This is a genomic window from Streptomyces sp. Y309 (genome assembly GCF_056712025.1).
This window is the reverse complement of sequence record NZ_CM160048.1, coordinates 6,166,925-6,192,876: the sequence shown is the minus strand read 5'-3', so window position 1 is coordinate 6,192,876 and position 25,952 is coordinate 6,166,925. Positions and strand designations below refer to the sequence as shown.

Annotated in this window: 18 protein-coding genes; 3 read left to right on the top strand and 15 right to left on the bottom strand. The window is 72.4% G+C overall.

Going from position 1 to position 25,952, the window contains the following annotated elements:
- Positions 1 to 7: 7 nt before the first annotated feature.
- The 13 genes from AC0KTA_RS25370 to hrcA form a co-directional block, all read right to left on the bottom strand.
- Entirely contained in the window at positions 8 to 1,084 is a 1,077-nt protein-coding gene (locus AC0KTA_RS25370; protein WP_481050527.1) for a PhoH family protein, read from the bottom strand.
- 144 nt (positions 1,085 to 1,228) lie between these two features.
- Complete coding sequence (locus AC0KTA_RS25365; RefSeq protein ID WP_481050526.1) at positions 1,229 to 2,368, bottom strand: carbohydrate kinase family protein; 1,140 nt, start codon at positions 2,366 to 2,368, stop codon at positions 1,229 to 1,231.
- A 39-nt stretch (positions 2,369 to 2,407) separates the two neighbouring features.
- Positions 2,408 to 3,709 carry a glucarate dehydratase family protein gene (locus tag AC0KTA_RS25360; RefSeq protein WP_481050525.1) on the bottom strand — a complete coding sequence of 434 codons (1,302 nt, stop codon included), beginning with the start codon at positions 3,707 to 3,709 and terminating at the stop codon, positions 2,408 to 2,410.
- Positions 3,710 to 3,853: 144 nt separating this feature from the next.
- Positions 3,854 to 4,855 (bottom strand): adenosine deaminase, encoded by a 1,002-nt coding sequence (locus AC0KTA_RS25355; protein WP_481050524.1) that lies wholly within the window; start codon positions 4,853 to 4,855, stop codon positions 3,854 to 3,856.
- Positions 4,856 to 4,943: 88 nt separating this feature from the next.
- Positions 4,944 to 5,852: a ribonuclease Z gene (locus tag AC0KTA_RS25350; RefSeq protein WP_481050523.1), complete on the bottom strand. Its 909-nt coding sequence runs from the start codon at positions 5,850 to 5,852 to the stop codon at positions 4,944 to 4,946.
- A gap of 15 nt (positions 5,853 to 5,867) precedes the next feature.
- On the bottom strand, positions 5,868 to 6,221 hold the full coding sequence (locus tag AC0KTA_RS25345) for a histidine triad nucleotide-binding protein (protein ID WP_481050522.1): 354 nt from the start codon (positions 6,219 to 6,221) through the stop codon (positions 5,868 to 5,870).
- 358 nt (positions 6,222 to 6,579) lie between these two features.
- A complete protein-coding gene (locus tag AC0KTA_RS25340; protein WP_481050521.1) occupies positions 6,580 to 9,843 on the bottom strand; it encodes a S41 family peptidase in 3,264 nt (1,087 codons plus the stop codon).
- Between the two features lie 45 nt (positions 9,844 to 9,888).
- Positions 9,889 to 10,482 carry a hypothetical protein gene (locus AC0KTA_RS25335; RefSeq protein WP_481050520.1) on the bottom strand — a complete coding sequence of 198 codons (594 nt, stop codon included), beginning with the start codon at positions 10,480 to 10,482 and terminating at the stop codon, positions 9,889 to 9,891.
- Positions 10,483 to 10,576: 94 nt separating this feature from the next.
- The gene (locus AC0KTA_RS25330; protein WP_481050519.1) at positions 10,577 to 10,978 is read right to left on the bottom strand and encodes a VOC family protein; all 402 of its coding nucleotides are present in this window, start codon (positions 10,976 to 10,978) and stop codon (positions 10,577 to 10,579) included.
- 88 nt (positions 10,979 to 11,066) lie between these two features.
- A complete protein-coding gene (locus AC0KTA_RS25325) occupies positions 11,067 to 11,822 on the bottom strand; it encodes a 16S rRNA (uracil(1498)-N(3))-methyltransferase (RefSeq protein ID WP_481050518.1) in 756 nt (251 codons plus the stop codon).
- The gene (locus AC0KTA_RS25320; RefSeq protein WP_481050517.1) at positions 11,819 to 12,892 is read right to left on the bottom strand and encodes a nitronate monooxygenase; all 1,074 of its coding nucleotides are present in this window, start codon (positions 12,890 to 12,892) and stop codon (positions 11,819 to 11,821) included. The genes AC0KTA_RS25325 and AC0KTA_RS25320 overlap by 4 nt, the downstream gene beginning before the upstream one ends.
- A 442-nt stretch (positions 12,893 to 13,334) precedes the next feature.
- Positions 13,335 to 14,474, bottom strand: coding sequence for a molecular chaperone DnaJ (gene dnaJ, locus AC0KTA_RS25315; protein WP_481050516.1), 1,140 nt, complete (start codon positions 14,472 to 14,474; stop codon positions 13,335 to 13,337).
- A complete protein-coding gene (gene hrcA / locus AC0KTA_RS25310; RefSeq protein ID WP_481050515.1) occupies positions 14,475 to 15,491 on the bottom strand; it encodes a heat-inducible transcriptional repressor HrcA in 1,017 nt (338 codons plus the stop codon).
- Positions 15,492 to 15,800: 309 nt separating this feature from the next.
- Between hrcA and AC0KTA_RS25305 the strand changes: the two genes are divergently transcribed.
- The gene (locus AC0KTA_RS25305) at positions 15,801 to 16,565 is read left to right on the top strand and encodes an MBL fold metallo-hydrolase (RefSeq protein ID WP_481050514.1); all 765 of its coding nucleotides are present in this window, start codon (positions 15,801 to 15,803) and stop codon (positions 16,563 to 16,565) included.
- Positions 16,566 to 16,631: 66 nt separating this feature from the next.
- Positions 16,632 to 17,450 (top strand): DUF3097 domain-containing protein, encoded by an 819-nt coding sequence (locus tag AC0KTA_RS25300; protein ID WP_481050513.1) that lies wholly within the window; start codon positions 16,632 to 16,634, stop codon positions 17,448 to 17,450.
- 301 nt (positions 17,451 to 17,751) lie between these two features.
- On the opposite strand, the gene hemW is transcribed toward AC0KTA_RS25300, so the two are convergent.
- Entirely contained in the window at positions 17,752 to 18,984 is a 1,233-nt protein-coding gene (gene hemW / locus AC0KTA_RS25295) for a radical SAM family heme chaperone HemW (RefSeq protein WP_481050512.1), read from the bottom strand.
- Positions 18,985 to 19,308: 324 nt separating this feature from the next.
- The gene (locus AC0KTA_RS25290; RefSeq protein ID WP_481050511.1) at positions 19,309 to 21,216 is read right to left on the bottom strand and encodes a SpoIIE family protein phosphatase; all 1,908 of its coding nucleotides are present in this window, start codon (positions 21,214 to 21,216) and stop codon (positions 19,309 to 19,311) included.
- A 654-nt stretch (positions 21,217 to 21,870) separates the two neighbouring features.
- Between AC0KTA_RS25290 and AC0KTA_RS25285 the strand changes: the two genes are divergently transcribed.
- Positions 21,871 to 25,941 carry a HAMP domain-containing protein gene (locus tag AC0KTA_RS25285; protein WP_481050510.1) on the top strand — a complete coding sequence of 1,357 codons (4,071 nt, stop codon included), beginning with the start codon at positions 21,871 to 21,873 and terminating at the stop codon, positions 25,939 to 25,941.
- The last annotated feature ends 11 nt before the right edge of the window (positions 25,942 to 25,952 follow it).

The window sequence follows — 25,952 nt, the reverse complement described above, 5'->3', positions numbered from 1 at the left end:
TGTTCCGCTACTTCCCTCTGGACCGGCCGCGGCTCTGGTGGGAGCCGTTCTCCGTGCCGTTCTCGTTGTCGTACTTCTCGTACGCGTCGACGATACGGCCGACGAGCTTGTGCCGGACGACATCGTGCGACGTGAGCCGCGAGAAGTGCACGTCGTCGACGCCCTCCAGGATGTGCTGGACCTGGCGGAGGCCGGACTTCGTGCCGTTCGGCAGGTCGACCTGGGTGACGTCGCCGGTGATCACGATCTTCGAGTCGAAGCCGAGGCGGGTGAGGAACATCTTCATCTGCTCGGGGTTCGTGTTCTGCGCCTCGTCCAGGATGATGAACGCGTCGTTCAGCGTCCGGCCGCGCATGTACGCCAGCGGGGCGACCTCGATGGTGCCCGCGGCCATGAGGCGCGGGATCGAGTCCGGGTCGAGCATGTCGTGCAGCGCGTCGTACAGCGGGCGCAGGTACGGGTCGATCTTCTCGTAGAGCGTGCCGGGCAGGAAGCCGAGGCGCTCGCCCGCCTCCACCGCGGGGCGGGTCAGGATGATCCGGTTGACCTGCTTGGACTGCAGGGCCTGGACCGCCTTGGCCATCGCCAGATACGTCTTGCCGGTGCCGGCGGGGCCGATGCCGAACACGATCGTGTGCTTGTCGATCGCGTCGACGTACCGCTTCTGGTTGAGGGTCTTGGGGCGGATGGTGCGGCCCCGGGAGGAGAGGATGTTCTGCGTCAGGACCTCGGCGGGGGTCTCCTGGCCGTCGGCCTCGCCGCTGTCGTCCGCCCTGAGCATGGCGATCGAGCGTTCCACTGCGTCCTCCGTCATCGGCTGTCCGGTGCGGAGCACCAGCATCATCTCGTCGAACAGGCGCTGGATGAGGGCGACTTCGTGGGCGTCACCGACCGCGCTGATCTCGTTGCCCCGGACGTGGATGTCGGCCGCCGGGAAGGCCTTCTCGATCACTCGCAGCAGGGCGTCCCCGGAACCCAGGACCGTCACCATCGGGTGCTTGGCCGGGACTGTGAAATGGGCCTTCGCCTGGTTCTGCGCAGGGGTCTGAGCTGTCGGGGTCTGTGCCGTCGGTGTCTGCGTCATGGGCCGGCTCTGTGGCCTGCTCAACCCTCCTCGTCAGGTGCTCGCCGTGAGGCGACTTCTGCACTGCCAAGCGTACGACGGTCCACTGACAAGGCCTAAGCCCTTTTCCAGGGCCGGAGGAAACCGCACGGGGGCGAGTGGGCCCTACAGCGACCTGCGGAAGCCGATCGTCGGGACCGCGCGGCGCAGCGGCCAGGTGCGGGTCGGTTCGGGCAGCAGGGCCTCCAGGAAGGCATAGCGGCGCAGGGCCACCGGGTCCTGCCGGTCCACTTCGCGGACGCGCCGCCACCACGCGCCGACCTCCTCCCAGCCGGGCGCCGACAGCGATCCGCCGAATTCCTGCACCGAGAGGGCGGCGGTCAGGCCGGCGAAGGCGAGCCGGTCGTCGAGGGGCCAGCCGGCCAGCGTGCCGGTGACGAAGCCCGCGACGAAGACGTCCCCGGCCCCGGTGGGGTCGAGCGCCTCGACCTCGATGGCGGGCACGGACGCCGTCACGCCGCTGCGCCCGTCCACCGCGTACGCCCCCTCGGCACCGAGGGTCACCACGGCGACCGGCACGTGCTCGGTGAGGGCGTGCGCGGCGGCCCGGGGGCACGTCGTGCCCGTGTACCGCATGGCCTCCTCGGCGTTCGGCAGGAACGCCTCGCAGTGCTTCAGGTCGGGCAGTGAGCCCAGGTCCCACCGTCCGGTGTCGTCCCAGCCCACGTCCGCGAAGATCCGCGTCCCGCGCCGCGCGGCCGCCGCGATCCACGGCGCGCCCGCCCCGGGCACCAGCGAGGCGATGGCGGCACGCGCCCGCGGCGGGCACTTCGGGGCGCCGCCGTCCGGCGAGTCCGCGTCGGGCGGCGGCTCGTGCCCGTGGCTGACCATGGTCCGCTCGCCCTCGTACGCCATGGAGACCGTCACCGGCGAGTGCCAGCCGGGCACGGTCCGTGACGAGGCGAGGTCGATGCCCTCGCCGCGCTCCAGGGCGTCCCAGCAGTACTCCCCGTAGTGGTCGTCCCCGAAGGCGGCGGCGAGCGAGGTGCGCAGCCCGAGGCGGGCCAGGGCGGTCGCCATGTTGGCCACGCCGCCGGGGCTCGAGCCCATGCCGCGCGCCCACGACTCGGTGCCGCGCACGGGCGCCGAGTCGAGGCCGGTGAAGATGATGTCGAGGAAGACGGTCCCGGTGAGATAGACGTCGCAGGGCGGATCGCCCGCGCGCCGGGTCGACTTCAGCGGATCGACGACGGTCTCCGCAGCCGCGGCGAGTGGGTCCGGTGGTGCGCCAGGTGGTACGGCCATGAAGGCAACGTAACCCAGGCCTGCGACAGGAACCCGTCGCTACCAGCGAGGCACGAGCGGAGTTGTCCACTCCGGTTCAAGGCGGCGCATCGCCGCCGCGTCGTCCCGCTCCCGCAGGTGCGCGAAGTCCTCGTCGAGCCAGCGCCGGTGCAGCGCGTCGAGCCGGTCGCGGTCGAGCTCGACGCCGAGTCCCGGCGCGTCGCTCACGGCGACGTGCCCGCCCTCGAACCGCAGCCGGTTCGTCAGCACGTCCTCGGACTGCCACGGGTAGTGGGAGTCGCAGGCGTGCCCGAGGTCCGGCACGGTCGCCGCGACGTGCGTCATCGCGGCGAGGCTGATGCCCAGGTGGGTGTTGGAGTGCATGGAGACGGCGACGCCGAACGTGCGGCAGACCGCGGCCAGTTCACGCGTGTTGCGCAGCCCGCCCCAGTAGTGGTGATCGGAGAGCACCACCTGCACGGCCCCCTTGGTGAAGGCCTCCGGTATCTCCGCGAACGTCGTCACGCACATGTTCGTCGCGAGCGGCACCTCCGTGCGCGCCGCGACCTCGGCCATCGCGGGCGTCCCGAGCGCCGGGTCCTCCAGATACTCCAGTACGTCGCCGAGTTCGGCCGCGACCTTCAGCGAAGTCTCCACCGACCAGGCGCCGTTGGGGTCGAGCCGCAGCGGGCGGCCGGGGAAGGCGGCGGCGAGTGCACGTACCGCAGCGACCTCCTGCTCCGGCGGGAAGACGCCGCCCTTCAGCTTGAACGACGTGAAGCCGTACCGCTCCTCGAAGAGCCGGGCCTGCGCGACCACTCCGGCCGGGTCGAGGGCCGCGCCCCAGTCGTCCGGCTCGCCCGCGATGCCCGGCGGGTGCTCGGCGTGCTTGTAGAAGAGGTACGCGCTGTACTCGACGCTGTCGCGCACCTTGCCGCCGAGCAGTGCGTGCACCGGCAGGCCGAGCGTCTTGCCGAGCGCGTCCAGGCACGCGACCTCGAAGCCGGACACGACGGACAGGCGCAGCTTGTCGGCCGTCTGCACGCCGCGCAGTCCGCCGACGTCGACGGCGGTGTCCACGCGGGCCGCGTCCACGGACACTTTGTCCGCGAGTGTGAACAGCCCGTTCAGGTCGGATATCGCCCGGCCCACCAGCGCGGCCGCGAGGGGCCGCGCCAGGTCCAGATACTTGGCGTCCCCGTACGTCTCCCCCACACCCGTCGTGCCGTCGGCCGTCTCCACCTCGACGATCAGGCGCGGCGTGTACGGCTGGTGGAGGCCCTGGGTGTTGAGCAGCGGCGGGTCGGCGACGAGGACCGGGGTGAGCCGGACGTCCGTGATGGTGTGCGCTGCCGTGCTCATCCCTGTGCCTCCGACCGGAGTGACGTCCACGTGCCGTCCATGTATGGGAACGGAGCCTAAGGACGCGAACGCGCGTCCGTCAATGGCGCGAACAGGCCTCCGCCATGGGCGAGCAGGCCCCCGCCCCACGTTCCCGGCCGCCCGTCACTCGAACTCGTACGCCGCGACCTCCGCGAGATACCGCTCCCGCAGCGCCTCCTCCTGCGCGCTGCCGTCCAGGAACGCCGCCTCGAAGGAGTTCCTGGCCAGCTCGCGCAGCCCCTCGGGACCGATGCCGAGGGCCTCGTGGACGGCGTGGAAGGTGTCCCCGACGTAGCCGCCGAAGTACGCGGGGTCGTCGGAGTTGACGGTGCACAGCAGCCCGGCGGCCATCATCCGGGGCAGCGGGTGCTCCTCCAGGATGTCGACGGCCCGCAGCCGCACGTTGGACAGCGGGCACAGCGTCAGCGGCACGCGCTCGCGCACGAGCCGCTCCACGAGCTCCGGGTCCTCCATGCACCGCAGCCCGTGGTCGATCCGCTCGACCCCGAGCACGTCGAGCGCCTCGCGGACGTACGCTGCGGGCCCCTCCTCCCCCGCGTGCGCCACCTTGCGCAGCCCGAGCGCGCCCGCGGCCTCGTACACGGCGGCGAACTTGGCGGGCGGGTGGCCGACTTCGGCGGAGTCGAGGCCGACGCCGGTGATCCGGTGCAGGTACGGCTTCGCCGCCTCCAGGGTCGCCAGGGCCGACTCCGCGGACTCGTCGCGCAGGAAGCACATGATGAGGCGGGTGGAGATGCCGTGCCGCTCCTCGCTGCGGTCCAGGGCGCGCCCGAGGCCTTCGACGACCGTGCCCATCGCGATGCCGCGCGCGAGGTGCGCCTGCGGGTCGAAGAAGATCTCCGCGTGCCGCACGCCCTGTTCGGCGGCGCGCGCGAGGTAGGCGTCGGCGAGCTCCTCGAAGTCGGCCTCCGTGCGCAGGACGGCCATCAGGCCGTAGTAGAGGTCGAGGAAGGACTGGAGGTCCTCGAAGAGGTAGGCCTTGCGGAGCTCTTCGGTGTCGGCGTACGGGAGGTGGACGCCGTTGCGGGCGGCGAGCGCGAAGGCGAGTTCGGGTTCGAGGGTGCCCTCGATGTGGAGGTGGAGTTCGGCCTTGGGGAGCGGCATGGTGGTTCTCGGCTTTCCGGGGTGGTTCAGGTGGTGACGCTGCTGCTTCCAGCGGTGACTCAGGGGGTGCTGCTGCTTCCGACCGGGCTCAGGTGGCGCGCTTCGGCAGCGGTACGCGCAGCAGATCACGGGCGACGGTCAGTTCGCCCTCGAACCCGGCGGCCCGCGCCTGCTGTTCGAAGACGGCGGGGTCGGGATAGCGCTGGCTGAAGTGGGTGAGGACGAGGTGACGCACACCGGCGTCCCGGGCCACACCAGCAGCCTGACCGGCCGTCAAGTGCCCATGATCGGACGCGAGTCGAAGATCCTCATCCAGAAAGGTCGACTCGATGACGAGCAGGTCGCAGCCCTCGGCGAGGGCGTGCACGCCGTCGCACAGCCGGGTGTCCATCACGAAGGCGAAGCGCTGCCCGCGCCGCACCTCGCTGACCTCGTCGAGCGTGACCCCGCGGAGGCTGCCCCCGCGCTGGAGCACGCCCACCTCGGGCCCCTTGATGCCGTGTTCGGCGAGCAGCGCGGGCAGCATGCGCCGCCCGTCGGGCTCGACGAGTCGGTAGCCGTACGACTCCACGGGGTGGGAGAGCTTCGCGGCCTCCAGGCGGTACGACGGCGTGCTCGCGAGGACCCCGTCGGCCGTCACCGGCGCCTGCAGCAGGTCGACGGTCTCGCGGTACGCGGTGGCGTACCGCAGCCGGTCGAAGAAGCGTTGGCCCGAGCCGGGGTAGTGGGCGGTCACGGGGTGCGGCACGCGGTCCAGGTTGATGCGCTGGATGACGCCCGCGAGGCCCAGGCTGTGGTCGCCGTGGAAGTGGGTGACGCAGATGCGGTTCAGGTCGTGCGCGGCGACGGAGGCACGCAGCATCTGCCGCTGCGTGCCCTCGCCCGGGTCGAAGAGGATGCCTTCGCCGTCCCAGAGCAGGACGTACCCGTTGTGGTTGCGGTGCCGGGTCGGGACCTGGCTCGCGGTGCCGAGCACCACCAATTCACGTACGGACAAAGCGCGCTGTCCCGGCTAGCCGGGGGGCCACTGGAGGCCGCGGCCGCCCAGGAGGTGGGCGTGCGCGTGGAAGACGGTCTGCCCGGCGCCGGAGCCGGTGTTGAAGACGATGCGGTAGCTCTCCGCCTTCTCCTCGGCGGCGACCTCACCGGCGTCGCGCAGCACGTCGGCGGCGATCTGCGGCTCGGCGGCGGCGAGCGAGGCGGCGTCCGGGTGGTGCACCTTGGGGATCACCAGAATGTGCGTCGGCGCCTGGGGGTTGATGTCACGGAAGGCCAGCGTCGTCTCCGTGTCCCGCACGACGGTCGCCGGCACCTCCCCCGCGACAATCTTGCAGAACAGACAATCGGCCTGCGGTTCTCCCGCCATGGGGCACCCTCCTGGGTCACTGGTCGGTTACGGTCGCATGCTATCCGGGAGGGGCGGGACGGGGCCGACGGGTGGGTGGCGGGCGGAAGCCGCGGGGGCGACCCGGAGTCCGACCGAGACGGGTGGGCGGGTGGGAGAACCGCCGCGGAGCGGCGGAACGGGCCGGGGCGCGGCCGACGGAGAGTCGGGGCCGACGGGTGGGTGGCGGGCAAAGGCCGCGGCGGCGACCCGGAGTCCGACCGAGACGGGTGGGCGGGTGGGAGAACCGCCGCGGAGCGGCGGAACGGACCGGGGCCCCAGGCCGACGGGGCAGGCGGGTCCGGCCCAAGGGCAGGCGCCCCGGGCCGGAGGGCCACCGTCAGGCCGAGGGCGCCACAGGCCCACCAGGAACGACGGGCGGAGCCTTCGCGGGCGAGGTGCCCAACGCCTCCAACGCGACCCGAACAGCCGCGTCGAGCTGCGGATCCCGCCCGGCCGCGTAGTCGTCGGGCGTGACCACGACCTCGACGTCCGGGTCGACGCCGTGGTTCTCCACGCCCCACTCGTACCCCTCCATCCAGAAGGCGTACTTGGGCTGCGTCACCAGCGTCCCGTCGACCAGGTGGTACCGGCTGTCTATGCCGACGACGCCGCCCCACGTACGCGTACCGACCACGGGCCCGATGCCGAGCGCCTTGATCGCCGCGTTCACGATGTCCCCGTCGGAGCCGGAGAACTCGTTGGCGACGGCGACGACGGGCCCACGCGGCGCGTCCCCGGGATAGCTGAGCGGCCCGGAGCCGCGCGGCAGATCCCAGCCGACGATGCGGCGCGCCAGCTTCTCCACGACGAGCTGCGAGGTGTGCCCGCCGCGGTTCTCCCTGACGTCCACGACCAGGCCCTCCCGGGCCACTTCGATCCGCAGGTCGCGGTGGATCTGCGCCCAGCCGGGCGCCTGCATGTCCGGCACGTGCAGATAGCCGAGCCGCCCGCCGGAGCGCTCGTGGACGTAGGCCCGCCGGTCGGCGACCCACGCGTGGTAGCGCAGCGGCTCCTCGTCGTCCACGGGGACGACGACGGCGTGCCGGGGATCGCCCCCGCCCGCGGGCGACACGGTCAGCTCCACGGGCTTGCCCGCGGTGCCCACGAGCAGCGGCCCGGGCCCGGTCACCGGATCGACGGCCCGCCCGCCCACGGCGAGGATCGCGTCTCCCGCCCGCACGGCGACGCCGGGCGCGGCCAGCGGCGAGCGCGCGGCCGGGTCGGACGTCTCGGACGGCAGCACGCGGTCGACCCGCCAGGTGCCGTCCTCGCCGCGCGAGAGGTCCGCGCCGAGCAGCCCCTGCCGGGTCCCCGCCCCGCCCCACCCGCCGCGCGGGAACACATAGGCGTGCGAGGTGCCGAGTTCGCCCTGCACCTCCCACAGCAGGTCCACGAGGTCGTCGTGGGTGGCGACGCGGGCGAGCACCGGGCGGTAGCGCTCCAGGACGCCGTCCCAGTCGACGCCGCCCATGTCGGGCCGCCAGAAGTTGTCCCGCATGAGGCGGCCCGCCTCGTCGTACATCTGCCGCCACTCGGCGGCCGGGTCGACGTACTGACGTACGCGGCCGAGATCGACGGTGATGTTCGTGTCGCTGTCCTCGTCGGCGGACGCCCGCCGGTCGCTCGGCACCACCTTCAGCTTGCCGTCGGCCCACAGCAGCACCCGCTTGCCGTCGCCGGTGACCGCGAAGTGGTCGGCGTCGCCCGCGAGTTCCTCCACGCGGTGCTGCGCGAGGTCGTAGCGCTCCAGCTCGGAGCTGGGGTCCGGGTCCGTCGGCGTCGCCCGCGAGGCGCCGAGCACGCCGCGCACCGGATGGCGCAGCCACAGCAGCCCGTCCTTGGCGGCCCGCAGCGTGGAGTACCGCGCGGCCTCCACGGGGAACGGCACGACACGCTCGGCGAGCCCGTCGAGGTCGACGCGGGTGGCGGGCGTGCCCTCGCTGTCGGGCGTCTCCGCGTGCGGCCCCTCCGACGCCTCGAAGGGCCGCCCGTGCCGCTGCGGCCCGAACGGCGAGGGCGTGGTGGCCGCGAGCGTGATCAGGTGCGGCCGCGCGCCGCCGACGAACGCGAGGTCGAAGACGTGGTCGTCGTAGACGGGGTCGAAGGCCCGCGCGGACAGGAACGCCAGGTGCTTGCCGTCGAGCGTGAACGCCGGGCTGTAGTCCCGGAATCTGAGCCGGGTCGCCTCCGACACCGACAGGTCGGCGGTGTTGGCGAGCTTGAGGTGGCGCAGCGGGCGCGGCCCGGGGTGCGACCAGGCGAGCCACGCCGAGTCGGGCGAGAAGACGAGCCCGGTGGCCTCGCCGTGCTCGGCGCGGTCCACCTCGCGCACCTCGCCGCTCTCACGCTCCACGAAGAGCACCCGGCCGTCGTGCGCGGCCACCGCCGCCCGGCTGCCGTCGGGCGCCATGGCGAGCGCGAGGACCCGGCCGAGCTGGCCGGCCGCGAGCCGGCGCGGCGTCGCTCCCGGCGCGAGACCCGTGGCGGGCGCGAACTCCAGGGCGTCGTCGCCCTCCGCGTCCGTCACCCACACCACGTGCTCCTCGCCGTCCACCCGGAACGTGCGCGGCAGCCGCGCCCGCACCCCCGGTTCGGCGGCGAGCGCGCGGGCGGGCCCCTCGCGGTGCGTGACCCAGTGCACGGCGCCGCGCACGGCGACCGCGCTGCCCCGCCCGGTGTGGTCGGGCGCGGCGGCCCCGAACCAGCGGGCGGCGCTCACCGGGTGCGGCTGCAGGTCGGTGCGCTGCCCGCCGAGCGGGATGTCCAGGCGGCGCGGCTCGGCGCCCACCAGGTCGTCCAGGAGCCAGAGTTCGCCCGCGGAGGTGTACGTCACGCGGGTGCCGTCGGTGGCGGCGTGCCGGGCGTAGAAGCCGTCGATCGGCGTGTGGCGGCGCAGGTCGCCGCCGTCGGGAAGCGACGAGTAGACGGCGCCGACGCCCTCGTGGTCGCTGAGGAAGGCGATGCGGTCGCCGACCCACAGGGGGTACTCGATGTTGCCGTCGAGGTCCTCGTGGACGCGTACGAAGCCGTTCTCGGCGGCCTCGGCAGCTGCGGCTTCTTCGGCTTCTTCGGCGGGGCGCCGGATCCACAGTTTGCCCGCCGTGCCGCCCCGGTACCGCTTCCACCAGGCGGCCTCGCGCCCCATCGGCGCGGACAGCAGCAGCACCTGCTCCCCCGGCCCGTACGCGACATCCCCGACGAGGCCGTACGGCAGCACCTCGTCCGGCCCGCCGTCCAGCGGCACCGCGCGCGGCCGGGTGCGGCGCAGCGACGCCTCGCCGTGCGTACTGATCGCGAGGACCCGCCCGTCGGGCGTCCAGCCGCGCACGGACGTCTTCCAACTGCCCCAGTACGTCAGGCGCTTGGAGGGGCCACCGGACACGGGCGCTATGTGCGCCTCGGGGGCGCCGTCGCGCGTGGACGTCCAGGCGACGGTCGTGCCGTCCGGGGAGATCCGTGGCTGGGTCACGGGTACGTTGTCGGCGCTGACCCGCCAGGCGCGGCCGCCGTCGAGCGGGGCGACCCAGACGTCGTCCTCGGCGGTGAAGGCGATCAACTCGCCGCGTACGTGCGGAAACCGGAGGTAGGCAGGCTGTGTCACACGGTCAGCCTAAGCAGGCGCCGCGCGGGGCGGGGGCGTTTTGGATCACTTGCCCTGTTCCTCGCCTGGCCGTTCGGTCACGGTGACGGTGGCAGCGGGGCAGGGATCGGGCTTGTCGTGGCAGCCGTTGCCGTTGTTGCCGTCGTGCCCTTGGTCGCCGTCGTTCCCGTCGTTGCCGTTGGCGTCGTCATTGCCGTTGCCGTCGTCGGGCGTGCTGTCGCAATTGCCCAGGACGTCGACGCGGAACCACTCCTCCCGCCCGATCTCGGCGGTCAGATTGCCGCGTACGCAGGCCCCGTTGGTCACGTCCGTGACCCGGCCCTTGATGGTGATGTCCTTGTCGTCGTCGGTCTGGCCCCGGCAGTCGACCTCGGCGTCCCGCGGCTCGTCGGACTCGGAGACCTTCTTGCCCTTGCCGATGTACGAAGCCGTGCAGGTCAGCCAGTCCACCTCGGCGTGCTGCCGCTCCAGCTCGCGGGTGCCCATCTTGTCGGTGGTGATCGCGACCGCGGACGTACTCATGTTGCCCTCGACGGGGTCACAGGCGGCCAGGCCGAGACCGGCCGCCGCCGTGGCCGTCACGGCGACGAGTACGTGACGCGCCCGCCGTATGCGCGGAATCCGCCTCAACGCCCCCATGAGCGGCAGCGTGCCACTGCGGGCGGCCCGGCGGTAGACCGCTTGTGGCCATTTGTCCAGTCGTCCGTCCGGTGCGACGGGACGGCATCAGGGGTCAGGCGCGGTCCGTGCGCAGCAGCAGCCACTCCTGGAGCTCCACCAAGTTGCCCTCGGGGTCCTTGAGATGGGCGACCCGCATCCGGTCCGTCATCGGCGCGGGACCGTGCACGAGCTCCGCGCCGCGCTCGGCGATCCGCGCGCAGTACGCGTCCAGGTCGTCGACCCGCAGCACCACCAGGGAGCGGTGTCCCGTCGCCGACTCGGCCAGCTCACCGAGGAGTTCGGCCATCATCGCCCGGTCCTGCAGCGCGATGCCCGCGGAGCCGGCGGTGGGGCTGAACTTCTCGTACGGTCCGTTCGCCGCGCCCGACTGGGGCTTCAGGCCGAGCACGTCGGCGTAGAAGCGGTAGCAGGCGGGGAAGTCCGTGACGAGCAGGCGGACCTGGGCGAGTTCCACGGGAGTTGCCTTTCGGGACGTTCGGGACGTTCGGGACGTGCCGTCGGCCGGGGGTTTCGATGTGTCGGCCGGACCTGGGCGCGGCCGGTCAGGACCAGCGTCCCGTCCGGCCGAGGAGCAGGGCCGCCGCCGCGGTGCCCGCGGTCGACGTACGCAACACGCTACGCCCGAGCCGGTACGGCTTGGCACCCGCCTGCGCGAACGCCGCCAGCTCGTCCGGGGACACGCCGCCCTCCGGCCCGACGACAAGCACGATGTGCCCGGCGGCGGGCAGTTCGGCGGTGGCCAGCGGCTCGCTGCCCTCCTCGTGCAGGACGGCGGCGAAGTCGGCGCCGGACAGGAGCGTCGCCACCTGCTTCGTCGTCGCGAGCTCGGCGACCTCCGGAAAGCGCACCCGGCGGGACTGCTTGCCCGCCTCGCGTGCCGTCGCCCGCCACTTGGAGAGCGCCTTCTGGCCGCGCTCGCCCTTCCACTGCGTGATGCAGCGCGCGGCGGCCCACGGCACGACCGCGTCCACGCCGGTCTCCGTCATGGTCTCCACGGCCAGCTCGCCGCGGTCGCCCTTGGGCAGCGCCTGCACGACGGTGATCCGGGGCGTCGCCTCGGCCTCCTCGCGTACGCCGCCGTCGTCGAGGGACACGACCAGGCGGTCCTTGCCCTCGGTGGCCGCGACGACGGCGCCCGCCCAGCGTCCGGCGCCGTCGGTGAGGACGACGTCCTCGCCCGCGCGCAGCCGCTTCACCGACACGGCGTGCCGCCCCTCGGGCCCGTCGAGTACGAAACGGCTCCCGGCGGCCACGCCCCGGAAGTCCTCTTCCGCCACGACGAAGACCGGCGCCGTCACACCGCACCCCGCGCCGCGAACGCCGCCTTCGCCTCTTCGAGTTCGGCCACCAGGACCTCCACCAGCTCCCCGGCCGGCAGCGCCCGCGCAAGGCGGTGGCCCTGCCCGGCCCACAGCGCCATCGCCTGCGGGTCACCGGCCTTGGCGGCGGCCTTGCGCAGGCCCGCGGTCAGGTAGTGGATCTGGGGGTACGCCGCCGGGGCGTACGGGCCGTGCTCGCGCATGAAGCGGTTGACCAGGCCGCGGGCGGGGCGACCTGAGAAGGCCCGGGTCAGCTCCGTGTGGCCGAACAGCGGGTTCGTCATGGCCTGCTTGTGCAGCGGCTGCGCGCCGGACTCCGGGGTGACCAGGAACGCGGTGCCGAGCTGCGCGAGGTCCGCGCCCGCGGCGAGGACCGCGGCGATCTGGGCGCCGCGCATCAGGCCGCCCGCCGCGATCACGGGCAGCCGCACGGTCTCGCGGACCTGCGCGACCAGGCTGAGCAGGCCGATCCCCGAGCCGTCCGCCTCCGGGTTGTCCCGGTGCGTGCCCTGGTGGCCGCCCGCCTCGATGCCCTGTACGCAGACGGCGTCGGCGCCCGCCCGCTGGGCCGCCCGGGCCTCCTCCGGCGTGGTCACGGTGACGACCGTGCGGGTGCCGACCCGGTCGAAGGCCTGGACGACCTCCCGGGTGGGGCAGCCGAACGTGAACGACACCAGCGGCACCGGGTCGTCGAGCAGGATCGCCAGCTTGGCGTCGTAGCCGTCGTCGCGCTTGCCGTCGGTGTCGCCGAGCTGCGTCTCGTACCAGGTGGCCTCGCCGGCGAGCTGGTTCCGGTAGACCTCCACGGCCGCCGGGTCGGCGTACTCGGGCTGCGGCATGAAGAGATTCACCCCGAAGGGGCGCGCCGTCAGTCCCCTGACCTGCTTGATCTCTTGATACATCCCGTCGGCGGTCTTGTACCCCGCCGCCAGGGACCCGAGCCCGCCCGCCTCGCAGACGGCGGCCACGAGCTGCGGGGTCGAGGCCCCGCCCGCCATCGGGGCCTGCACGATCGGATAACGACAGAGGTCGGTGAGCGCGGAGGACATACCGGCATCGTGCCACGTCTGGCGGGGGCGCCTTGTGCGGGGTCCTTCGGCTTTCCCGCCGTGGGGGGCTTCCCTGTCCCGCCGCTTCGCGGCGGATCCTTTCCCACCCGCCCACCCGTTTCCAGCACACCGAGGGCTTCGGGCCGGAAGTGTGGCACCGCCGCCCTGCCACCCCGCCATGCCGGGGTGCCGGTGCCGGGAAGGGCCGTCCGGCGGCTACCCGCTGTGGGCACACCGGCCAAGGGCAACCGCCCGGTCCCCGTCCCCGCTGTGGGCAGCTGGGCCGCCAGGGGCGGCACGGGTGGGCACAGCCCAGGCCGACGCGGGCGTTAGGGCGGCGGTGACCCGGACAAGCCCCGGGGGCCGTCACCGCGCGGGGTGACCACGCAAGTCGGCCCGGGGCAAGCATGAAGACCACGCTCACCCCGGGCCGCTCAAGGCGCTAGCGCCCGTTGAACGCGTCCTTCAGGCGGGAGAACAGTCCCTGCTGCCCCGGCTGAAACTGCCCGGTAGGGCGCTCCTCGCCGCGCGCCTTGGCGAGCTCACGAAGCAGCCGCTCCTGCTCGGGGTCCAGCTTGGACGGCGTGAGGACCTCCACGTGCACGATGAGGTCACCGCGGCCGCCACCCCGCAGGTGCGTGACGCCCCGCCCGTGCAACGGGATCGACTGCCCCGACTGCGTACCGGGCCGGATGTCGACCTCCTCCATGCCGTCCAGCGTCTCCAACGGCACCTTCGTACCGAGCGCCGCCGCCGTCATCGGCAGGGTGACCGTGCAGTGCAGATCGTCCCCGCGCCGCTGGAACACGGCATGCGGCAACTCATGGATCTCCACGTACAAGTCACCGGCAGGACCGCCACCGGGCCCGACCTCGCCCTCGCCCGCGAGCTGGATCCGGGTGCCGTTGTCGACACCGGCCGGGATCTTCACGGTGAGCGTGCGCCGCGACCGGATCCGGCCGTCGCCCGCGCACTCGGGGCACGGCGTGGGCACCACGGTGCCGAAGCCCTGGCACTGCGGGCAGGGCCGGGACGTCATGACCTGGCCCAGGAAGGACCGCGTGACCTGCGAGACCTCACCGCGGCCGCGACACATGTCACAGGTCTGCGCGGAGGTCCCGGGCGCGGCGCCCTCACCGGAGCACGTCGTACAGACGACGGCGGTGTCGACCTGGATGTCCTTCGTGGTGCCGAAGGCCGCCTCTTCGAGGTCGATCTCCAGGCGGATCATGGCGTCCTGGCCGCGCCGGGTGCGCGAGCGCGGCCCGCGCTGCGACGCCGTACCGAAGAACGCGTCCATGATGTCGGAGAAGTTGCCGAAGCCACCCGCTCCGAAGCCGCCCGCGCCACCACCGGCGCCGGCCTGGGACAGCGGGTCGCCGCCGAGGTCGTAGACCTGCTTCTTCTGCGGGTCCGACAACACCTCGTACGCGGCGTTGATCTCCTTGAAGCGCTCTTGCGTCTTCGGATCAGGGTTGACGTCCGGATGCAGCTCGCGCGCGAGCCGCCGGAAGGCCTTCTTGATGTCGTCCTGGGAAGCGTCGCGGCGCACGCCGAGTACGGCGTAATAGTCCGTGGCCACTTACGACTCCGCCAGGATCTGTCCGACGTAACGTGCCACTGCGCGTACTGCTCCCATCGTTCCCGGATAGTCCATGCGGGTCGGTCCGACCACGCCGAGCTTGGCGACTGCCTCGCTCCCCGAACCGTAGCCGACCGAGACCACCGACGTGGAGCTGAGTCCCTCGTGGGCGTTCTCGTGGCCGATCTTTACGGTCATACCCGAATCCGTCGCCTCACCAAGCAACTTGAGGAGGACGACCTGTTCCTCGAGTGCCTCGAGGACGGGCCTGATCGTGAGGGGAAAGTCATGTCCGAAGCGGGTGAGATTGGCGGTGCCGCCGATCATCAGCCGCTCCTCGGTCTCCTCCACGAGCGTTTCGAGGAGGGTGGAGAGGACCGTGGCCACCGTGGCCTGGTCGTCCTTGTCGAAGGACTCGGTGAGGTCCTGCACGAGCTGCGGCACGTCCGAGAACCGACGGCCCGCGACCCGGCTGTTGAGCCGCGCCCGCAGATCCGCAAGGGATGTCTCGCCGAACGGCGCCGGGCAGTCGATCATGCGCTGCTCGACCCGGCCGGTGTCGGTGATCAGGACCAGCATCAGGCGGGCCGGAGCCAGCGAGAGCAGTTCCACGTGCCGCACCGTCGAGCGGGTCAGCGACGGATACTGCACCACCGCGACCTGCCTGGTGAGCTGCGCGAGCAGCCGCACCGTCCGCCCGACCACGTCGTCCAAGTCCACCGCGCCGTCCAGGAAATTCTGGATCGCGCGGCGCTCCGGCGCGGTCATCGGCTTGACGCCCGCGAGCTTGTCGACGAACAGGCGATACCCCTTGTCGGTGGGGATGCGCCCGGCGCTGGTGTGCGGCTGGGCGATGAACCCTTCCTCCTCCAGCGCCGCCATGTCGTTGCGGACTGTGGCCGGCGAGACACCGAGGTGGTGGCGCTCGGTGAGCGCCTTGGAGCCGACGGGCTCCTCCGTGCCGACATAGTCGTGGACGATGGCGCGCAGCACCTCGAGCCTGCGTTCACTGAGCATCGCGCACACCTCCAGCCCTTGTCCCTCGCCCTGAGCCCCCCGCGGTGGCCCCTCACCCTGGCACTCACCCGCGGCGAGTGCCAGCCTTCAACGAATCAGTGTACGGCCGGTGGGTACAGGCCCGGCAAGGGCCGACCCCTTTGTCATGCCGACGGGTGGCCACCGACGTGGCCGCCGACGACGTGCGGCATCGTCCCGGAGGGTGCGCTGCCGCCGGTGCCCGGGGCTGCCGCCGATGCCCGGGGCCGTACGTCCGCCGATGCCGGGGGCCGTACTGCCGCCCCGCCCCGTCGGCGCTAGCGTCACCCCATGGACACGAGCACGCCGGCCCCCGTCGCGGCCCCGGCCTGGGAGGAGGCGGGCTGGGAACGGCTCACCGCGCGCGTGGGCCGGTGCCGGCTGCCCGTGTGGGACTGCACGGCCGGGCTCGTCGTCGGCGACGACGCCGCCCTCATGGTCGAGGCCGGGTCCGGCCTGCGCGAGGGTTCCCGGCTGCGCGCCGAGGCCCGGGCGCTGCTCGGCGGCGGCCGTCGCGTCACCCATCTCGTGCTCACCCACCCCCACTTCGACCACGTCCTCGGGGCGGCGGCGTTCGCGGGCGTCGAGGTGTTCGGGGCCGTCGGCATCGACACCGTGCTTGACGTGGGGCGCGACGCCCTCGCCGCCGACGCCGTCGCCCACGGCCTCGACCCGGCCGCCGCGGCCGAGGCCGCCGACCTGCTCGTCCGCCCCCGCCACCTGGTGTGCGGGGAGTGGACGCTGGACCTGGGCGGCGGGGTGCGGGTGCTGCTCGCCAACGTCGGCCCCGGGCACACCGGCCACGACCTGGCCGTCCTCGTGCCCGGCGGCCCGAGCGAGCCCGAGATCGTCTTCTGCGGCGACCTGGTCGAGGAGTCCGGCGAGCCGCAGGCCGGGCCCGACGCGGCGCCCCGGCACTGGCCCGCCGCGCTCGACCGGCTGCTCGATCTGGGCGGCGCGGACGCGGTGTACGTGCCCGGGCACGGGGCCGTCGTCGACGCCGCGTTCGTCCGCGCCCAACGCGACGAGCTGGCCCGGCGGTTCGGCGTGGCCTGACCGCCGTGCCGTCCTGACCGCCCTGCCATTCGGCGTCGCCCGACGGCATGCCATAACGTCTGGCCCATGCGCAGCTACAACCCGGACCTGACGCCGCCCTGGAAGAAGCCGGCTCCCGTCCCCGAAGTGCCCGCCGAGGCCGACCTGGTCGTGGAGGAGGTCGGGACGGGCTTCTGCGGTGCGGTGATCCGCTGCGAGAAGACGGCCGAGGGGCCGACGGTCACCCTGGAGGACCGCTTCGGCAAGCACCGCGTGTTCCCGATGGCTCCGCGCGGGTTCCTCCTCGAGGGCCGGGTCGTCACCCTGGTCCGTCCGACGGCCGCCGCCGCGCCGCGCAGGCCCGCGCGCACCGCCTCCGGTTCGATCGCCGTTCCCGGGGCGCGGGCGCGGGTGGCCCGTGCGGGGCGCATCTATGTGGAGGGCCGGCACGACGCCGAGCTGGTCGAGAAGGTCTGGGGCGACGACCTGCGCATCGAGGGCGTCGTCGTCGAGTACCTGGAAGGCATCGACGACCTGCCCGCCATCGTCGACGAATTCGCCCCCGGCCCCGACGCGCGCCTCGGCGTCCTCGTGGACCACCTCGTGCCCGGCACGAAGGAGTCCCGCATCGCCGCGGCCGTCAGCAGCGACCACGCCCTCGTCGTCGGCCACCCCTACATCGACATCTGGGAGGCCGTGAAGCCCTCCTCACTCGGCATCCGCGCCTGGCCCCGCGTCCCCCACGGCCAGGACTGGAAAACCGGCATCTGCCAAGCCCTGGGCTGGCCCCCCAACACAGGCGCAGCCTGGCAACACATCCTGGGCTCGGTACGCACCTACAAGGACCTGGAGCCGGCCCTACTGGGCCGAGTAGAGGAGCTGATCGACTTCGTAACAGCCCCATAGCGGGGCCCTGCCGACCGTTGTGGGCGGGCCCTGCCGGGGGCTCCCCAGTCCCGCCCCTTCCCGTAACTGGGGCTCCGCCCCAGACCCCGCTCCTCAAACGCCGGAGGGGCTAAAACTGTCCCGCTCCCTGCTGCGAGCAGCCGCCCCGTTCCGCCGCTCCCCGCTGTCGGCAGCTGCCCCGCCCGCTGCTCCGCGCTGTGGGCAGTCGTGCCGCAGGGCGGCTCCCGACCCTCAAGGCAGCCCAGGCCGACGGTGCCGTGACGACGTGCGGCAACCCGGCCAACGGAAGCTCGGCGGCCGCCTAGTCCACCAGGTCCCGGACAACCGCGTCGGCCAGCAACCGCCCCCGCAGGGTCAGCACGGCCCGCCCCGCCGCATAGGGCGCAGCCTCAAGCAGCCCATCAGCCAGCGCCCGCCGCGCCGCGGCAAGACCGGCCTCCTTCAGGAGGACCAACGGGCACCCCTCCCGAAGCCGCAGCTCAAGCAGCACCCGCTCGACCCGCCGATCCTCATCGGCGAGAACCTCCCGCCCGGCCCCGGGCGACCTCCCACCCGCGAGTGCGGCCGCGTACGCACCGGGATGCTTGACGTTCCACCACCGCACACCCCCCACATGGCTGTGGGCCCCCGGCCCGGCCCCCCACCAGTCGGCGCCCCGCCAGTACAACTCGTTGTGCAGACACCGCCCCGCCTCGGACGTGGCCCAGTTCGACACCTCGTACCACTGGAACCCCGCGGCGGAGAGCCGCTCCTCGGCGATCAGATACCGGTCCGCGTGCACGTCGTCGTCGGTCATCGGGACCTCCCCGCGCCGAATCCGCCGCGCGAGCTGCGTCCCCTCCTCGACGATCAGCGCGTACGCCGACACGTGGTCGGGCCCCGCCCCGATCGCCGCGTCCAGCGAGGCCCGCCAGTCGTCGTCCGTCTCCCCAGGGGTGCCGTAGATCAGGTCGAGGTTGACGTGCTCGAAGCCCGCCGCGCGCGCCTCCGCGACGCACGCCTCGGGCCGCCCCGGCGTATGCGTACGGTCGAGGATCTTCAGGACGTGCTGCTTGGCGCTCTGCATGCCGAAGGAGATCCGGTTGAAGCCGCCCTCGCGCAGCGCGCTCAGATAGGCGGGGCCGACCGACTCCGGGTTCGCCTCCGTCGTGATCTCCGCGTCGTCCGCGAGCCCGAACTCGTCGCGGACGGCTCCCAGCATGCGTACGAGATCGTCGGCGGCGAGCAGCGTGGGCGTACCGCCGCCGACGAACACGGTCCGCACCGGGCGGGGGTCGTCGCCGAGGACCTTCCGCGCGAGGCGGACCTCGTCGACGAGGGTGTCGGCGTAGTTGTCGCGGGAGGCGAGGACGCCGCCGGTGCCGCGCAGCTCGGTGGCGGTGTACGTATTGAAGTCGCAGTAGCCGCAGCGGGTCGCGCAGTACGGCACGTGCAGATAGCACCCGAGCGGTCGCTCACCCGCTCCGACCAGGGCGGACGCGGGCAGCGCCCCGTCCTCGGGCATGGGCTCACCATCGGGCAGTGCGGAAGGCATACCTGCCATTGTCCCGTACGCGTCCGTGGTCCCCGCCGATCGCCGGCTGCGCCGAGCTCGTCCTCAATCGCCGGACGGGCTTTTCCCCACCCACCCGCCCTTACTACCTGCCGGAACAGCCCGCGCGACGAAGCCTCAGCCCGCACCGCGAAGCTTTGGCCCGCGCCGCGAAGCTATAGCCCGTCCGGCGATTGAGGACGAGGCCGCAGGCCGACCTGCGGGGGATCCTCCCACCCACCCAGGACACCCACTCCACCCCAGCCCCCTCAGCCCGTCCGGCGTTTGAGGACGAGGCCGTTCAGGGGAGCCCCCCGGCAGGGCCCCTCACCTGGCCTGCAACACCAGCAAAGCCAAATCGTCGTCCGGCGGCCGCTGGGAGAATTCGTGGACCAGGCGGCGGATGCGTTCGGCGACGAGACCGGCGTCGAGCCCCGCGCAGCCGGCCAGCGCGTGGGCAAGCCCGTCCCCGTCGTCGAAGAGATGCCGCCCGGACCGCCGCTCCGTCACCCCGTCCGTGACGCACAGCAGCGTGTCCCCGGGAAGGAGATCGAAGCTCACGCTCGTGTACGTCTCGTCGTCGACGACCCCGAGCAGCATCTGCGGCGCCGCAACAGCCCGCACCTGCCCGTCACCCCCGAGCAGCAGCGGCAGCGGATGCCCCGCGCACGCCACGGTGCACCGCACCCCGCCCTCGTACGGAACGAGCTCGCCGTAGAGGAGGGAGAGGAAGCGGGAGGTGGGACCGTCGGTCGGTTCGTCCTGGCCGCCGGCGACGGCGAGGACGGCCGCGGCCGCGTCGGCGGCCTCCGTCGCGTCGTCGAGGAGGAGCTGGTTGAGGCGGTCGAGGACCTCCGCGACCTGGTATCCCTCGCGGGCGAGCAGCCGCAGCCAGGGCCGGGCGAGCCCGATGACGACGGCCGCCTCGGGCCCCTTGCCCTGGACGTCGCCGAGCGCGAAGCACCAGCGCCCCTGTCCGGCGGGGAACACGTCGTAGAAGTCGCCGCCGGGACCGCCCTGCTCCCGCGGCTCGTACACCACGCAGCTCTCCACGCCGGGGATCTCCGCGACGGCGCTCGGCAGCAGCCCGCGCTGCAGGACCTGACTGATGGTGGCCTGGCGCTGATAGCGCCGGGCCGCGCTGATCGCGAGGGCGACCCGGCGACTGAAGTCCTCGACGAGACCCGTGGCCTCGTCGGGGAAGCGCACCAGGCCCGCCCGGCCGATCACCAGCGTGCCGAGCTGCCGCCCGCCCGCCACCAGGCGGTAGGCGAGGGCCGCGCCCGCCGACTCGCCGCCGCCGAGCGCCTCCCCGGGCCACGGCACCGCCACCGCGCCCGATCCCGCCGCTTCCGTCAGCCGCGGCGGCTCCTTCTCCAGGAGCCGCCGCAGCTCTTCTATCCGCTGTTCACTGGTGTGCCACACGCGCGCGAGGCGCGTGCCGGGCGCGCGTCCGTCGACGGCGCGCCCGGGGCCCTCCGCCTCGTCGTCCAGCCACACCGCGCACCAGTCCGCGAGCCGTGGCACGAGCAACTGACCGGCGAGCGCCGCGACCAGGTTCTCGTCGAACTGCCCGGCGAGCAGATCGGAGGCCTCGGCGAGGAACGTGAGCGCGCCCCGGTTGATCCACTCCGTGTCGTGGGTGGTTCTCTTGGGCAGCGGCGCCAGTATCTCCGCGGCGCGCAGCCCGCGCTGCAGGGCCTGTTCGCCCGCGTACGTCTCTATCTCCTGTACGGCGGGGAGCCCTTCGACGGGCAGCCGCGCCCACACCGTCTTGGTGCCGGAGCGGTAGGTGATGCCCCAGGACTCGGAGAGCGTGGCGACGAGTTGCAGGCCGCGGCCGTACTCCGGGGTGTCGGGCTGCGGGGTGCGGGGCTCGCTGCGGACGGCGCGCGCCGGGTGGTGGTCGGACACCTCGATGACCAGGACCTCGGCGCTCTCGCCCGGCGGTCCCTCGTCGAACCGGCACAGCACCTCGACCGCCGTGCCCGCGTGCACCACCGCGTTCGTCACCAACTCGCTGACCAGCAGCACCGAGTCGTCGGCGAGCCGGTCGGTGATGCCGGCCGCGGCGGGCGCGCCGAGCTCCGTCCAGTCGGCGAGCGCCGCCCGCACGAACCGGCGTGCCGCGGCGGGCGCGAGCGGGTTTCCGGGCAGGGACGTGCGGACCACGGGTGGTGGCCCGGGGCGGGCCGCGGGCTGGGCGGAAGCACGAAAAGCAGTCTCCCGTTGCATTGGAATGGCCCCCACTGTGCGGCTCCTGAGCAGTTCGGACGAATAGGCCTCAGGCGACACGGACAGAGTGACAGACTGGCTGGGCCCATAAGCACCGAGTTACCGAAGTGGGCCACGATGAGTGAGAACAGTGCTATGCCCGCGCTCGGACGCGGTCAGATTCCGACATCCGCCGCTCCGGCGAGCTCTGTACGGATTTCGGCCCCGGGCGCCGCACCGGTGCCCGGCCCACTTCCCCCATCGGCCGCTCCCTCGGACCCAAGCGGCCGAAACCTGTCCGGTGCGGCGGCCGAGGCGCCCGACGGGATCCGGCCACCGTGCGGCGCGCCGCCCGACGGTGCTCCGCCGCCACCTGAGCCGACTCGCCCTGACCCTCTGTCACCGTCAACTGCCGTCGGCATAGCGGAGTCTGACGCCTCGTCGGACAGCCCCTTAGCCTCTCCGGTCACCCCTCAGGCCTCCTCGCCGGTCACGCCTCAGGCCTCCCGGGTCACCCCTCAGGCCACCCAGGCCTCCCGGTGTCTCCCCGCCGAGCGCTCCCCCGTCACCTCCGCCCGCGCCAAGATCCCGCCCCCGCACCCACCCCCGGCGCCGGCCAAGCCGCAAGCGTCCTCCGCGGATTCGGCCGCCGATCTCCGCGTCCTGCTCGCCGCCATGCGGGGCGCCCGTGACGGCAAGTTCACCAAGGCCCCGCACACCAGCTCCGGTCTGGTCGCGGAGCTGGTCACGGTGTTCAACGAACTGGTGGACCGCTCCACGCACTTCGACGGCGAGCTGATTCGCGTACGCCGTGAGATGGTCCGCCACGGTCGGCTCGACGAGCGGTTCACGGCGAGCCCGGGGCAGGGCAGTTGGGCCACCCGGATCTTCGAGGTGAACTCGCTCCTGGACTCGCTGGTCGCGCCCGCCACGAACGCGACGCGCGTCCTGAACGCCGTCGCGGGCGGCGACCTCACCCAGCGCGTCGACCTGCACGACGGGTCCCGTGAGCTGCGCGGCGACCTGCGGCGGCTCGGCCGCGCCGTCAACACGATGGTCGACCAGCTGTCACTCTTCACGGGCGAGGTCACGCGGGTGGCCCGCGAGGTCGGCACGGAGGGGCGGCTCGGCGGGCGCGCCAAGGTCCGCGGCCTGTCCGGGAGCTGGCGCGACGTGACGGAGGCCGTCAACACGATGGCGTCCCGGCTGACCGCCCAGGTGCGCGACATCGCCCTGGTCACCACGGCCGTCGCCCAGGGCGACCTGACCCGCACGGTCACCGTCGAGGCCACCGGCGAACTCCTCGAACTGAAGCTCACCGTCAACACGATGGTCGAGCAGCTCTCCGCGTTCGCCGCCGAAGTGACCCGGGTGGCGAGGGAGGTCGGCACCGAGGGACGGCTCGGCGGGCGCGCCCAGGCCCGCGGCGTCTCCGGGGTGTGGAAGGACCTCACCGACAACGTCAACTTCATGGCGTCGAATCTGACCTCGCAGGTGCGGAACATCGCCCAGGTCACCACCGCCGTCGCCAACGGCGACCTGAGCCAGAAGATCACCGTGGACGCCCGCGGCGAGATCCTGGAGCTCAAGGACACCGTCAACACGATGGTCGACCAGCTCTCCGCGTTCGCCGACGAGGTCACCCGCGTCGCCCGCGAGGTCGGCACGGAGGGCAATCTCGGCGGCCGCGCCCACGTACGCGGCGTGTCGGGGGTGTGGAAGGACCTCACCGACAACGTCAACTTCATGGCGGACAACCTCACTTCGCAGGTCCGCAACATCGCGCTGGTGTCGACGGCCGTCGCCCAGGGCGATCTGTCGAAGAAGATCACGGTGGAGGCGAAGGGCGAGATCCTGGAGCTGAAGTCGACGATCAACACGATGGTCGACCAGCTCTCCGCGTTCGCCGACGAGGTCACCCGCGTCGCCCGCGAGGTCGGCACGGAGGGGAACCTCGGCGGTCAGGCGCAGGTGCGGGGCGTCAGCGGCGTATGGAAGGAACTGACGGACAACGTCAACTTCATGGCGTCCAACCTGACCTCGCAGGTGCGGAACATCGCGCAGGTCACCACCGCCGTCGCCAACGGCGACCTGTCCAAGATGATCACGGTGACGGCGCGCGGCGAGATCCTGGAGCTGAAGGACACCGTCAACACGATGGTGGAGCAGCTGCGCGCCTTCGCCGACGAGGTCACGCGGGTGGCCCGCGAGGTCGGCACGGACGGGCGCCTCGGCGGCCGCGCGCAGGTGCTCGGCGTGTCGGGCGTCTGGAAGGACCTCACCGACAACGTCAACTACATGGCGGACAACCTCACCGGGCAGGTCCGCAACATCGCGCAGGTCGCGACCGCCGTGGCGCAGGGCGACCTGTCGAAGAAGATCGACGTGGACGCGCGCGGCGAGATCCTGGAGCTGAAGACCACCATCAACACGATGGTGGACACGCTGTCGTCGTTCTCGTCCGAGGTGACCAGGGTGGCCCGCGAGGTCGGTTCGGAGGGGCAGCTGGGCGGTCAGGCCCGGGTCGAGGGCGTGTACGGCACGTGGAAGCGGCTGACCACGAACGTGAACGAACTCGCGCTGAACCTGACCACGCAGGTCCGTGCGATCGCCGAGGTCGCCTCCGCGGTGGCGCAGGGCGACATGTCCCGTTCCATCACCGTCGAGACGCGCGGCGAGGTCGCCGAGCTGAAGGACAACATCAACCTGATGGTGTCCAACCTCCGCGAGACCACCCGCGCCAAGGACTGGCTGGAGTCCAACCTCGCCCGGCTCGCGGGCCTGATGCAGGGCCACCGGGACCTGATGGAGGTCGCCGACCTGATCCTGCGCGAGCTGACGCCGCTGGTGAACGCCCAGTACGGCGCGTTCTTCCTGGCCGACCCGGACGCCGACGGCACTGCGCCGCTGCAGACCTCGCCCGCCAAGGGTCTCGCCTTCATCGCCGGCTACGGCTCCGCGCAGGGCAGCGCCACCGAGGAGCAGGGCTTCCTCGTCGACACCGCCGGGATGCCCGCGCACGGCCTGGTGCGGCAGGCGGCCCTGGAGAAGAAGCGCATCCTCCTCGACGAGGTGCCGCCCGACTACATCAAGATCCACTCAGGGCTCGGGGACGCCTCACCGGCCAGCGTCGTCATCATCCCGATCCTCTTCGAGGACAAGCTGCTCGGCGTCATCGAGCTGGCCACGTTCTCCCGCTTCTCCGACGTCCACCTGGCGTTCTTCGACCAGTTCGTGAACACCATCGGCGTCGCCATCAACACCATCATCGCCAACTCCCGTACGGAGTCGCTGCTCAGCGAGTCCCAGCGGCTCGCCACGCAGTTGCAGGAGCGCTCCGACGAACTCCAGCGCCAGCAGGCCGAGTTGCGCCGCTCGAACGCCGAACTGGAGGAGAAGGCGGCCCTGCTCGCCACGTCCTCGCAGTACAAGTCGGAGTTCCTGGCGAACATGTCGCACGAGCTGCGCACCCCGCTGAACTCCCTGCTGATCCTGGCCCGGCTGCTGTCCGACAACCCCGACAGCCATCTCTCCGACCAGGAGGTGCAGTTCGCGACCACCATCCACCGCTCGGGCTCCGACCTGCTCCAGCTCATCAACGACATCCTCGACCTGTCGAAGATCGAGGCGGGCCGCATGGACGTACGCCCCAAGAAGCTCCCGCTGATCAAGGTCCTGGACTATGTGCACGCCACGTTCCGCCCGCTGACGCTCGACCGGGGCCTCGCCTTCGACGTGACGGTCGGGCACGACGTGCCGCGCGAGATGTTCTCCGACGAGCAGCGCCTCCAGCAGATCCTGCGCAATCTGCTGTCGAACGCGGTCAAGTTCACCTCCAACGGCCGCGTCGAGCTGCGCGTGCAGCACGTCAGGCACTCCCCCGATCCGCTGCTCAGCGAGCGCGGCGACCTGATCAGCTTCTCCGTGCAGGACACCGGCATCGGCATTCCGCCCGAACAACTCCCGGTGATCTTCGAGGCGTTCCAGCAGGTCGACGGCACCACCAACCGCAAGTACGGCGGCACCGGCCTCGGCCTGTCCATCAGCCGTGAGATCGCAGGACTGCTCGGCGGCCGCATCACCGCGGAGAGCAGGCCCGGCGAGGGCTCCACCTTCACGCTGTACGTTCCCGTGGTGCACCCCGGACACGGCGCGGCGGCCGCGGCGTACGCCTCCGCGCGCGTGACGCCGCCGTCGGTCCCGCAGGACGACACCGCCCCGATGACCCACACCCTGCCGGAGGCGGACGACAACTGGCCGGCGCCGGCCAAACTGGAGACGTGGAAGGAGGGGCGCGCGGGCCGGATACTGCCGGGCCGCCGGGTCCTCATCGTCGACGACGACATCCGCAACGTCTTCGCGCTGACCCATGTCCTCAGCCGCGTGGGCCTGGTGGTGCTGTACGCCGAGAACGGCCGCGAGGGCATCGAGACCCTGGAGCGCAACCCCGACACCGACCTGATCCTGATGGACATCATGATGCCGGAGATGGACGGGTACGAGACCATCGCCGCCATCCGCCGCACCCCCCGCTGGACGGGCCTGCCCATCGTGGCGCTGACCGCGAAGGCCATGCCCGGCGACCGCGAGAAGGCCATCTCGCAGGGCGCCACCGACTACGTACCGAAGCCGGTGGACGTGGACCAGCTGCTCACCGTCGTCTGCGCGCTCCTGGACCCCGAGGGCGCGGCGGCCTACAAGCAGTCCGCTTCCCCGCCCGATCAACCTGCCGAAGTCACCGAGTGAGGCACTTGTCA